At 73.5% G+C, this 11,858-nt stretch carries 9 protein-coding genes and 1 other RNA gene; 1 reads left to right on the forward strand and 9 read right to left on the reverse strand.

Annotated features, from left to right (window positions below; genetic code table 11):
* Nucleotides 1-89: 89 nt before the first annotated feature.
* From OH807_RS15845 to ftsE, 6 genes are all read right to left on the reverse strand, one after another.
* On the reverse strand, nt 90-2,411 hold the full coding sequence (locus tag OH807_RS15845) for a HelD family protein (RefSeq protein WP_406198994.1): 2,322 nt from the start codon (nt 2,409-2,411) through the stop codon (nt 90-92).
* Between the two features lie 212 nt (nt 2,412-2,623).
* Nucleotides 2,624-3,005, reverse strand: a transfer-messenger RNA (tmRNA) gene (gene ssrA / locus OH807_RS15850).
* A gap of 106 nt (nt 3,006-3,111) precedes the next feature.
* Nucleotides 3,112-3,588, reverse strand: coding sequence for an SsrA-binding protein SmpB (smpB, locus tag OH807_RS15855; RefSeq protein ID WP_406198997.1), 477 nt, complete (start codon nt 3,586-3,588; stop codon nt 3,112-3,114).
* 56 nt (nt 3,589-3,644) lie between these two features.
* The gene (locus tag OH807_RS15860) at nt 3,645-4,805 is read right to left on the reverse strand and encodes a S41 family peptidase (protein WP_406199000.1); all 1,161 of its coding nucleotides are present in this window, start codon (nt 4,803-4,805) and stop codon (nt 3,645-3,647) included.
* A gap of 121 nt (nt 4,806-4,926) precedes the next feature.
* Nucleotides 4,927-5,838, reverse strand: a complete 912-nt coding sequence (gene ftsX, locus OH807_RS15865; RefSeq protein ID WP_406199003.1) for a permease-like cell division protein FtsX — start codon at nt 5,836-5,838, stop codon at nt 4,927-4,929.
* Nucleotides 5,839-5,913: 75 nt separating this feature from the next.
* Nucleotides 5,914-6,603, reverse strand: coding sequence for a cell division ATP-binding protein FtsE (gene ftsE, locus OH807_RS15870; protein WP_406199005.1), 690 nt, complete (start codon nt 6,601-6,603; stop codon nt 5,914-5,916).
* Nucleotides 6,604-6,952: 349 nt separating this feature from the next.
* Here ftsE and OH807_RS15875 point away from each other — a divergent pair, with 349 nt between their 5' ends.
* Nucleotides 6,953-7,147: a hypothetical protein gene (locus tag OH807_RS15875; RefSeq protein WP_196947458.1), complete on the forward strand. Its 195-nt coding sequence runs from the start codon at nt 6,953-6,955 to the stop codon at nt 7,145-7,147.
* Between the two features lie 76 nt (nt 7,148-7,223).
* On the opposite strand, the gene prfB is transcribed toward OH807_RS15875, so the two are convergent.
* The 3 genes from prfB to OH807_RS15890 form a co-directional block, all read right to left on the reverse strand.
* Complete coding sequence (gene prfB / locus OH807_RS15880; RefSeq protein ID WP_406199009.1) at nt 7,224-8,336, reverse strand: peptide chain release factor 2; 1,113 nt, start codon at nt 8,334-8,336, stop codon at nt 7,224-7,226.
* Nucleotides 8,337-8,393: 57 nt separating this feature from the next.
* Nucleotides 8,394-9,650 carry a serine/threonine-protein kinase gene (locus OH807_RS15885; protein ID WP_406199011.1) on the reverse strand — a complete coding sequence of 419 codons (1,257 nt, stop codon included), beginning with the start codon at nt 9,648-9,650 and terminating at the stop codon, nt 8,394-8,396.
* 212 nt (nt 9,651-9,862) lie between these two features.
* Nucleotides 9,863-11,800 carry a protein kinase domain-containing protein gene (locus OH807_RS15890; protein ID WP_406199013.1) on the reverse strand — a complete coding sequence of 646 codons (1,938 nt, stop codon included), beginning with the start codon at nt 11,798-11,800 and terminating at the stop codon, nt 9,863-9,865.
* Between the last annotated feature and the right edge of the window lie 58 nt (nt 11,801-11,858).

Here is an 11,858-nt window from a genome sequence, read left to right on the forward strand (position 1 = left end):
CACCGTCGGTGAGGGGCCTTCTTCGTGCACCGACCGGGCCGGCGGCCGACGGGCGGTCAGCCCTCGGCCGGCCGGCCCGGCCGGCCCGGTCAGCCGTCCAGCAGCGCCGGCACGCCGTTCGCGTCCGGCAGGTCGTCCGGACCGGAGAGCACCGTCAGCCGCTGGGTCGCGCGGGTCAGCGCCACGTAGAGCACCCGCAGCCCCGCCTCCGACTCGCCGGCGATCCCGGTCGGGTCCGCCACCACCGTCGCGTCGTACTCCAGGCCCTTGGCCTCCAGGCTGCCCAGCGCCACCGCGCGCTCCCCCAGGCCCGCGATCCACCCGGCCGCCTCGGCCCGGCGGTCCATCGGCACCACGATCGCCACGGTGCCGTCCACCTCGGCCAGCAGCCGCTCCAGCTCGGCCCGGGCCGCCGCGCCGAAGGCCTCCGGCGACGGGTCCGTCACGGCCGCGAAGCGCGGCTCCACCCCGACGTGCCGCACCGCGCTCGGCGACGGCGTGCCGGGCGCGGCGAGCGCCAGCACCTTGGCCGCCACCTCGGCGATCTCGGCCGGGTTCCGGTAGTTCACGGTCAGCGTGTACCGGCGGCGCGGCTTGCCGGACAGCACCTCGTCCAGCGCGCCCTGCGCCTCCTCGGGGAACGGCCAGGAGGACTGTGCCGGGTCACCGACGATCGTCCAGGTCGCCGTGCGGGCCCGGCGGCCGATCATCCGCCACTGCATCGGGGTGAGGTCCTGCGCCTCGTCCACGATGATGTGCGCGTACTCGGTGCGCTCCACCGGCACCCGCTCGCGCTGTCTGGAGTTGCGGTCGGCGAAGGTAGTCACCTCGTCCAGCCCGCTCAGCAGGTCCACCGCGTCCACCTCGCGGATCTTCGGCCGGGCCGGCTCGCCGAGCAGCAGCTGGAGCTCGTCCACCAGCGCCACGTCGTGCGCGGACAGCGCCCCCTCGCCGCGCTCGGACAGCTGCCGCCAGGACCCGGCCAGCACCTTCGCCTCGTCGGGAGTGACGGCCCGGCGGGCGATCCGGTTGATGTGCCGGGCCTGCTTCAGCGTCCCGAGCACCCGCCGCGGGGTCAGCGCGGGCCACCAGGCGTCCAGGAAGTCCAGGAACGGCGCCTCGTCCGACACGTAGTCGTCGAAGGCCTCCCGCTCCTCCTGGCGCTGCTCCCGGGCGTAGTGGTCGGCGGGCTTCGGCAGGTGCCGGACGGCCTGCTGCCAGAGCGCGTCCAGCAGCAGCCGGCGGGCGCGCGGGCGGAGCAGGTTCAGCGGGGTGCCGCCGGCGCCGATCACGTTGCCGCGCACCGCCTTCAGCCGGCCGGCGTCCAGCCGCAGCACCTCGCCGCGGGCGACCACCTTCAGCTCCTGCGGCGCGCCCAGCTCCAGCGCCCCGCGGGCGGCCCGGCGCAGCAGCTGCACCATCCGGGCCGAACCCTTCACCCGGGCCGCCTCCGGCGTGTCGTAGGTGCCCGCCTCGATGCCGTCCACCAGCGAGCCGACCGCCCGGATCGCGACCTGGCCCTCCTCGCCGAGCGAGGGCAGCACGCCCTCGGTGTAGGAGACCAGCAGCGGGGTCGGGGAGACCACCAGGATGCCCCCGGCGTAGCGGCGGCGGTCCTGGTAGAGCAGGAACGCGGCGCGGTGCAGGGCGACGGCGGTCTTGCCGGTACCCGGGCCGCCGGTGACCAGGGTGGCCCCGGCCGCGGCGGCCCGGATCACCTCGTCCTGCTCCTTCTGGATGGACGAGACGATGTCGCGCATCGAGTGGCTGCGGGCCCGGCCGAGCGAGGCCATCAGGGCGCCGTCGCCGACCACCGCCAGCTCCCGGCCGCCCAGCGTCGGGGTGAGGTCGGGGCGGAGCAGGTCGTCCTCGACACCGATCACCCGGCGGCCCTTGGAGCGGATCACCCGGCGCCGGATGACCCGGCCCGGCTCCAGCGGGGTGGACCGGTAGAACGGCGCGGCGGCCGGTGCCCGCCAGTCGATCACCAGCGGGCCGTACTCGGCGTCCAGCACCCCGAGCCGGCCGATGTGGAGGGTCTCGGCGACGGCCGGGTCGGCCGGGTCGAGCGGGGTGTCGGAGGGGATGCCGTGCTCCTCCGGCGCGTCGGCCTGCTGGAGGTCGATCCGGCCGAACAGGAAGTCCTCGAACTCGTTGTTGAGCCGCTGGAGGTGCGCACCGGCCCGGTAGACCTGGGCGTCGCGCTCGGCGAGCGCGCCGGGGGTGCCGACCTGCACGCGCTTGGCGGCGTCCTCCAGGACGTACTCGGCCTCGGCGAGCTTCTCCTCCAGGCGGTGGTACACCGTGTCGAGGTGGTGCTGTTCGCCGGCGATCTCGCGCTCGCGGACGGTTTCGGCGTCGGCGGCGGCGATGGCGGCGGTGGTGTCCGTCTTGATCTGCTTGCTCTGCATGGCCTCGGTGTTAGCGGCGGGAGTCCCCGCTCTGGGAAACGAGCGGACAGAAGATCCTACGCCCCGACCGGCCTCCTGCGCCGCACCGGGACGGCAGGAACATGCAGCGGCGGGCGCCCGGCCGCGTGTTCGGGCGGGAACGACGGGCCGGCGAAAAACGCGAAGGCCGCCCACCGCGGAACGGTGGGCGGCCTTCGCCGTGCAACATGGGGTTGTGGAGATGCCGGGAATCGAACCCGGGTCCAGTGGAGTGGATTCAGGACTTCTCCGAGCGCAGTCCGCTGTGATTTTCTCGGCCCTGGCAGTCACGCGGACAAGCCGCCAACAGGCCCAGCTGCTGTTTGATTTCCCATCCACCCCCGCAGCCCGGGCGGACGGTTGAGTTCCCTAGATTATGCCAGGGTCCGGGTCGGGAACTCCCCGGTCTGACACCCAAGCGCTATCGGTGCTTATTAGGCAGCGAGAGCGAACTGCTGGGAATCGCGCTTAGAGTTGGCGATTATTTTTTTGCGACAGATGGTTAACGAGATCATTGCCGCGTTCCTCGGCTCGCTTCTCCTGTTTCGACTTCCCCTGTCGAAACCGATCATCCCCATGTTTTTTTGAGAAACAGCTCGGACGTTGCCGTCCGTGGTGCTGGCGCCATACTACGCGAGGCGACCGGCGAGGGTCCAGCGGATTAACTCCGGCGCGGCCGGCATCAGCTCTGGCGCCGCCGGGCCGCCGCCACCGCGCGGGCCGTCTCGCGGGTGTCCTGCTTCTCGCGCAGCGTCTGGCGCTTGTCGTACAGCTTCTTGCCGACGGCGAGTGCGAGTTCGAGCTTCACCCGGCCGTCCTTGAAGTACAGCGACAGCGGGATCAGGGTGTGCCCGGCGTCCCGGACCTTGGCCTCGATCTTGTGGATCTCCATCCGGTGCAGCAGCAGCTTGCGCTTGCGCCGCGCGGCATGGTTGGTCCACGTCCCCTGGGTGTACTCGGGGATGAAGACGTTGTCGATCCACGCCTCGTGGTTCTGGATGTAGGCGTACCCGTCGACCAGGTTGGCCCGCCCTTCGCGCAGTGACTTGACCTCGGTGCCGGTGAGCACGAGACCGCACTCGTAGGTGTCGAGGATGGTGTACTCGTGTCGCGCCTTCTTGTTCTGCGCGATCAGCTTGTGTCCGGTTTCCTTTGCCATAGCGCCGTCATTCTCGCACCTCGGCCCACCGGTCAGCAGCCCCTTTACCCGGCGGGTCAGGCCCGGGTGCCGAGGCCGGCCAGCACCCGCAGGGCAAGCGCGCCGGCGTCCTCGGAGGCGGTGGCGGGCACGTCCGGGGTCAGGCCGGTGCCCTCCGGGGAGCGGCCGGCCGGGGTGTGGTAGCGGCCGACGGTCAGCTCCAGCACCGCGCCGTCGGCGAGCCGGCTGGGCTGCTGCACGGTGCCCTTGCCGAAGGTACGGGCACCCACCACCACAGCCCGGCTGCGGTCCTGCAGGGCGCCGGCGAGCAGCTCGGCGGCGCTCATGGTGCCGCCGTCCACCAGCACCACCAGCGGGGTGCGCTGGTCGCCGCCGGGCGGGGCGGTCAGCTCGCGGGTCCCGCCGCGGTCCTGGTACGAGCCGACCGGTCCGCCGTCCAGGAAGACCGCGGCCGTCCCGACGGCCTCCTCGACCAGCCCGCCGGAGTTCCCGCGCAGGTCCAGCACCACCCCGGCGTGCGCGCCGGCGACGGCAGCGCGCACCTGCTCGGCCACACCGCTGGTGAAGGCCCGCACGGTGATCCGCAGGACGCCCTTGTCCAGCCGCTCGACGGCGACCTGCTGGCTGTCCAGCAGCGCCCGGCGCAGCCGGACCTCCCGGACGTCGCCGTCGCCGCGCTGGACGGCGAGGGTGACCTCGGAGCCCGCCTGCCGCTCGCCCTCGCGCCCGCGCAGCCGGGCGACCACCTCGGTCACCGGGAGCCGGTCGGCCTGGTCCTGGTCGACCCGCAGCAGGCGGTCGCCGGCCGCGATGCCGGCCTCGGCGGCCGGCCCGGCCGGCTGCACCTGCGAGACGGCGGTGACGCCGTCCTGGCCGCGCCCGACCGAGAGGCCCACCCCGAGGTAGCGGCCGTCCAGGCCCTGGCTGAACTCCGCGTACTCCTGCGCGCTGTAGTAGGCGCCCCAGCGGTCGCCGTTGGCGCCGATCAGGCGCTCGGCCTGCTGCTCGGAGAGCGCGGCGCCGGCCGGGTCCTGGCCGGCCGCCAGGGCGCCCGGTGCGGCGGCGGCGCGGGCGGCCGGGGCCGCGTCGGCGGACGGGCGGTGCGCCGGTGTGCCCGGGTCGCCCCAGGCGCCGGTCGCGGCCCCGGCCAGCAGCACGGCACCGAACACCAGGCTGAGGGTGGCCGCCTGACGTGCTCTGCGCGGAGTTTCTGGCATGGCATCGGAGTGTAGGCGCAGCACGTGACGCGACGGGCCGGAACGGCTGACGGCGGAACGCCGACGGCCCCGGACGGCGCAGTGCCGTCCGGGGCCGTCGGCCTGTCGGGGCCCGCTCCGGTCAGACCTTCAGGTACTTCCGGAGGGTGAAGAACGCCGCGACGCCGGCCATGCCCATACCGACCACCACCAGCAGCGGTATCACCGCGAGCACCGAGGAGAGCCCGATGAAGTGGATGAACTGCACCCGGTCGGCCAGCCAGTTCTGGACGAAGAAGTGCCCGCCGAGCAGCAGCCCGGAGGCCATCACGGCGCCGAGCAGCGCGGCGAACGCGGCCTCGGCGATGAACGGCATCTGGACGTAGAAGTTCGAGGCGCCGACCAGGCGCATGATCCCGGTCTCGCGCCGCCTGCTGAACGCCGACACCCGGACGGTGTTGACGATCAGCAGCAGGGCGACGAACAGCATCAGCACCATGATCACGAAGGCCGCGGTCTGGAGGCCGTTCAGCAGGCCGAAGAGGTTCTCCAGGATCTTCCGCTGGTCCTCGACCGACTTCACCCCGGGTTTGCCGGCGAAGGCGCTCTGGATGACGTCGTACTTGGTCGGGTCCTTGAGCTTGACCCGCCAGGACTGCGGGATGGCCTCCGGGCCGAGGACGGAGATGAGCGGGTTGTCCGGGTTCATCTCCTTCCAGTGCTTGTACGCCTCGGCGGAGTCCTCGAAGGTCGCCGACTGGACCACCGAGTCCATCTTCTCGAGCTGGGACTTGATGTCGGCGATCTGCGGGTCGGTCGCCGCGCCGCTCTGGCACTGCGGCGAGTTGCGGGCGTCCGACTTCGTGCAGAAGTAGATGCTCACCTCGACCTTGTCGTACCAGTACCCCTTCATGGAGTTCACCTGGTCACGGACCAGGAGCGAGGCACCGGCGAGGGCGAGGGAGAGCGCGACACTGACGACGACCGCGATGGTCATCGTCAGGTTGCGGCGGAGACCCACACCGATCTCCGACAGGACGAACTGGGCGCGCATGCGTTCAACAACTCCAGGGTCGGTACAGCTGGTCGGGCGGGACGGGCCGGTGGCCCACGGGACAGCGCTGGAGGATCAGTGCTGGTAGCCGTAGACGCCGCGGGCCTGGTCCCGAACCAGCAGCCCCTTGTCGAGCTCGATGACGCGCTTGCGCATCTGGTCGACGATGGCCTGGTCGTGGGTGGCCATCAGCACGGTGGTGCCGGTGCGGTTGATCCGGTCGAGCAGCTTCATGATGCCGACCGAGTTCTGCGGGTCGAGGTTGCCGGTGGGCTCGTCCGCGATCAGCAGCATCGGGCGGTTCACGAACGCCCGGGCGATCGCGACGCGCTGCTGCTCACCACCGGAGAGCTCGCCCGGCATGCGGTCCTCCTTGCCACCGAGGCCGACCAGGTCGAGCACCTCGGGCACCACCTTGTTGATGGCGCTCTTGGGCTTGCCGATCACCTCGAGGGCGAACGCCACGTTCTGCGCGACCGTCTTGTTCGGCAGCAGGCGGAAGTCCTGGAAGACGGTGCCCAGCTGGCGCCGCATCTGCGGCACCTTCCAGTTGGACAGCTTGCCCAGGTCCTTGCCCATCACGTGCACCTCACCGGTGCTGGGGCGCTCCTCGCGCAGGCACAGGCGGAGGAAGGTGGACTTGCCCGAGCCGGACGAGCCGACCAGGAAGACGAACTCACCCTTCTCGATCTCCAGCGAGACGTTGTCCAGGGCGGGACGGTTCTGCTTGGGATAGGTCTTGGAGACGTTGTCGAATCTGATCACGGCTGCATCACGGAGGCCATCCTAGGCGGCGCCAGTCCTCGGTCGGTCCACCCCGGGCGCCCGGCCCGGGGGCGGGAGGAGGGAGCGGGGAAGGCCGCTCCCGGCTTGGGACCATACGCGAAGCCGCGACCGGCTCGCAGGGCCCGACCGCGACAGGAGCCGGAAATTGGGAGAGAATGCCCGGTTATGCCCAGATAATTTGGAGGCATCTCACAGCCCGGGGGCCGGAACCGCCAGAACCTGGCAGAGTGGAGGTGGCGGCCGGGGTCGGCCGCTCCCCCGCACAGGGCAAGAACAGGAACCAAAGCCCCGTCCGGTGCGTTGGCTGTAGCAGCGAGGAGGAGATCGCATGACCTGCGACCATCTGGTGTGCGCCAACTGCAACGGCCGCGTGAGCGACGGCCGCTGCCCGGTGTGCCGTGCCAACCGGGCCCGGCTGCAGGAGCAGCAGGGCCCGTTCGCCGCACTCTCCCCCGCGATGCTGCTGGCCCTGCTGGCCGGGCTGCTCGCGGTGGTGCTGATCGCGCGGCAGGCCCTGGCCTAGCCCCGACGAACGACACGGCGAAGGGCCCCCGACCGCTTCCGGTCGGGGGCCCTTCGCCGTGCTGTCCGCGCGCCTGCTAGTTGGCGGCGGTCTCGCGCTGCTTGCGCCAGCGGATGCCGGCCTCGATGAAGCCGTCGATGTCGCCGTCCAGCACGCCCTGCGGGTTGCCGACCTCGTACTCGGTGCGGACGTCCTTCACCATCTGGTACGGGTGCAGCACGTAGGAGCGCATCTGGTTGCCCCAGGAGCTGCCGCTGTCCTTGAGCGCGTCCATCGCCGCACGCTCCTCCTGGCGGCGCCGCTCCAGCAGCTTGGCCTGGAGGACGTTCATCGCGGACGCCTTGTTCTGGATCTGCGAGCGCTCGTTCTGGCAGGAGACCACCACACCGGTCGGGAGGTGCGTGATGCGCACCGCCGAGTCGGTGGTGTTGACGCCCTGGCCGCCGGGGCCGGAGGCGCGGTACACGTCGATGCGGAGCTCCGACTCGTCGATGTCGACGTGGTCGGACTGCTCGACGACCGGGAGCACCTCGACACCGGCGAACGAGGTCTGCCGGCGGCCCTGGTTGTCGAACGGCGAGATGCGGACCAGACGGTGGGTGCCCTGCTCGACCGAGAGGGTGCCGTAGGCGTACGGGGCCTTGACGGTGAAGGTCGCGGACTTGATACCGGCCTCCTCCGCGTACGAGGTGTCGTACACCTCGGTCGGGTACCCGTGCCGCTCGGCCCAGCGCAGGTACATGCGCATCAGCTGCTCGGCGAAGTCGGCGGCGTCCACGCCACCGGCCTCGGCGCGGATGTTGATCAGCGCCTCGCGGGCGTCGTACTCGCCGGAGAGGAGGGTGCGGACCTCCAGCTCCTCGACCGCCTTCTTGAGGGAGCCCAGCTCCTGCTCGGCCTCGACGCGGGTGTCCGCGTCGTTCTCGGCCTCGGCGAGCTCGAACAGGACGCCGAGGTCGTCGATGCGGTTGCGCAGGCCGTCGGCACGGCGCACCTCGCCCTGGAGGAAGGAGAGTCGGCTGGTGACCTTCTGCGCGTTCGCGAGGTCGTCCCACAGGTCGGGGGCGGCTGCCTCCTCCTCCAGACGCGCGATGTCGGCCCGGATCTTGTCCAGGTCGAGGACGGCCTCGATCGACCCCATGGTCGTGTCGAGGTTCTTGAGCTCTTCGGAAGGATCGACGGCTGCCACGCACCCAGGGTAATGCCCCCGGGGGGGCTCTTGACGACACCGGGGGCAGGAGGCCCGCTACGGGGCCCGCGGCGGAGCCGAGTGGACGGCCGGCCGGGGCGGCTGCCCGGCGTCCGGGGCCGTCGCGGCGAAGGCCGTCCAGGCGGCGGCCGCGCCGGCCAGCAGCAGGACGGTGGCCAGCAGGACGGCCAGCACCCGGCGGCGGCGCAGCAGCGCCTGGCGGTCCCGGCGGTGGGCCGCCGGGACGGTGCGCTGGGCCCGGGACTCGGCGGCGTAGGAGGCCAGCTCCTGGGCGGAGGGGCGGCGCAGGCTGGTGTGGGTGTCCCGGGTGGAGTCCGGGGCGGCGCCGGGGACCAGCGGGACGGCCGGGCCGCGGCGGCGCTTGTGGGTGCCGGGGCCGGCGTCCACCTCCGCGTAGACCGCCTCGCCGGGCGTCAGCGCCTCCTCGGCCGGGGCGCGGCCCTGCTGCGGGACGGCCAGCACCGGCAGCCCGGCCAGCGCGGGCAGCTGCTCGCGCAGCCGGGCGGCCAGCTCGGCGGCGCGCAGCCGGGAGGCCGGGGCCTTGGCCAGGCACTCGGCGATGATCCGCCAGAGGCCGTCCGGCAGCCCGGGGACGGGCGGCACCTGTTCGGTGACGTGCCGGCGCAGTACTGCACCGGTGTGCCCGCCGCCGAACGGCGTGAAGCCGGCCAGCACCTCGTACAGCACGGTGGCCAGGGCGTAGATGTCGACGGCGGCGCGGGGTTCGAGGCCCTCGATGATCTCGGGGGCGAGGTAGTCCGGGGTGCCGATGATCCGGGTGGCGCGGGTCCGGCGCGGGGCGTCGACCAGCCGGGCCACCCCGAAGTCGGTGAGCTTGGCGCGCGGCGCCCCGCCGGGGCCGGGGGCGGCGGCGAGGTCGAGCAGAACGTTCTCGGGCTTCACGTCGCGGTGGACGATCCCGGCGGCGTGCGCGGCGGCCAGGCCGTCGGCGACGTCCGCGATGACCGAGACGGCGGTCTGCGGGGCGAGCGCGCCGTCGCGCTCCAGCCGGGAGCGCAGGTCGGTGCCCTGGACCAGCTCCATGACCAGGGCGAGGTCGCTGCCGTCGACGACCATGTCGCGCACGCCGACCACCCGGGGGTGGTCGAGGCTGGTCAGCGCGGCGCGCTCCTGGACGAAGCGGCCGACCAGCACCTGGTCGGCGGCGAGGTCCTCGCGCAGCAGCTTGACCGCCACCGGGCCGTCCGGCCCCTCGCCGAGCCAGACCGTCCCGGCCGAGCCCCGGCCGATCACCTGGTGGACGGTGTAGCGGCTGCCGATCTTGCGTGCCAATGCTGCTCCGTGGGCGGCGGGAGCGCTCCGGGGAGGGTCCGGTGCGCTCGGTGGGGCGGGACAACAGCGACCAACCTACGCGCCCGAACCCCCTCCGCGGGCCGCCTGAGGGGGTCCGGCGGGCACTGACGGGCAAGAAATCTTGCGGATTGTCGACAAAGCGTCAATGTCGTTGCCGGGCCCGGCCCCGGCCCGGCGGCCGGGCCCCGCGGTCAGTTCTTCGAACTGTCGAGGAGGTTGCTCACCCAGTCGCTCGCGCTGCCGAACCAGCCCTGGATGTCGGCCCAGTACTGCGGCAGCGGCGTGAAGTTCCACAGCGCCACCGCGGCCACCGCCAGCACCAGCAGGACCATCAGGCAGCCCTTGAGGCAGCCGAGGCCCGGGATGTACATCCGGTTGCGGCTGCGCGGGCGCGGCTCACGGGCGGGGGCCGGCTCGCGGCGGGCCGGCTGCGGCGGCGCCTCCCGCCGCTGCGGGGGCTCGCGGTGCTGCGGCGCGGGCGGCTCGGCCCGGCGCGGGGCGGCGGCCGGGGCCGCGCCGTGGCCCGGCGGCTGCTGCGCGGGACGGCCCTGCGGCCGGCCGTAGCCGGGCGGCGGCGGGGCCTGCTGGTAGTCGTGCTGCGGCTGGTTGTAGCCGCCGGGCGGCTGCGGACGCCCGCCCTGCGCCGGCCGGCCGTCCGGCCCGGCCCGGTAGGGCGGCGGGGCCACCGGCGGGCGCTGCGCGTAGCCGGGCGGCGGGGCCTGCCGGTAGCCGCCCGGGGGCGGCTGCTGCGGCTGGTAGCCCTGCGGGCCCGGCGGGCGGGCGCCGGCCTGGCCGCCCTGCCCGGCGTGACCGCCCTGGCCGGCCTGGAACGGCGGCGGGGCCACCGGCGGGGCCTCGAAGTCCTCCGGGGCGAAGTAGCCGATCTCGGTCTGCTGGTTGCGGTCCCGGGCGGCGCGCAACTGGGTCTGCCACGGGTGCGGCGCCTCGGGCTGCGGCGGGCCGGACGGCACCGGCGGGACGGCGGTCGGCGGCATCACCTGGGTGCGGTCCGCGGCGCCGTAGGGGGCCGGAGGCGGCGGCTGGGTGCCCATCACGGCGGTCGCGGCGGCCGGGTCGTAGTGCCGGCCCGGCTGCCCGGCCGGGAGCACCTGGGTGCGGTCCTCCGCCGCCGGCAGGCCGCCGAAGGCGTCCGGCACACCGCCGGGCACGCCACCGAGCACGCCGCCGGACCCGGCACCGGGCACCGCGGCCGGCTGCGGGTCCGGCAGCAGCAGCGCGCCGACGGCGAGCGCCGCGTCCACCGCCGCCGGGGAGGCGTGCACGCCGACCCCGGCCGCGACCACCCGCAGCGCGCGGGCCAGCGAGACGGCACTCGGCCGCTGCGCCGGGTCCTTGCGCAGGCAGCGCTCGATCACCGTCCACAGCGGGTCGGGCATGGTCGACGGGCGCTGCGGCTCCTGGGCCAGGTGCGCCTGCAGGACGGCCAGCGGGCCGTCGCCCTGGAACGGCTGCCGGCCGGTGACCAGCTCGTACAGCATGATCCCGGCGCCGTACACGTCGACCGCGGAGGTCTGCGGGCGGCCCTCGGCGGACTCCGGGGCGACGTAGGCAGGGGTGCCGACGAACTCGTGGGTGCGGGTGATGCCCGGGGAGTCGGCGAGCCGGGCGATGCCGAAGTCGGTCAGCATCGGGTGCATCTGCTCGACGCCGTCCACCAGGAGGGAGGCGAGCAGCACGTTGGCCGGCTTGAGGTCGCGGTGGACGACGCCGTCGGCGTGGCTGGCCGCCAGGGCGTCGGCGACCTGGGCCATCAGGAGGGCGCCGGCGATCGGGCTGAACGGGCCGTTGCCGCGCAGGTAGCGGGCCAGGTCGGGGCCCTCGACCAGGTCCATCACCAGGGCCAGCAGCTCGCCCTCGACGACCAGGTCGCGGACCTTGACGATGTTGGGGTGGGTGAGCCGCAGCAGCAGCGAGCGCTCCCGCAGGAAGCGCATCACCACGTCGGGGTCGGCCGCGAGCTCCTCGCGCAGCACCTTGATCGCGACGAGCTGTCCGGGCTCGCTGCCGGGCACCGCGGCATCCGCGCGCACCCGTCCGCGCCAGACGGTGCCGGTGGCCCCCCGTCCGAGGGTCTCCTCAAGCAGATACTTGCTGCCGACTGGCCGCACCTGTCGCACTCCTCGCCGTGCCGCCCGCGCGGGGCGCTCCTCCGCAGGTGCGGTGAGC

Source organism: Kitasatospora sp. NBC_01560, assembly GCF_045208415.1.
In the GTDB taxonomy this organism is placed as follows: Bacteria; Actinomycetota; Actinomycetes; order Streptomycetales; family Streptomycetaceae; genus Kitasatospora.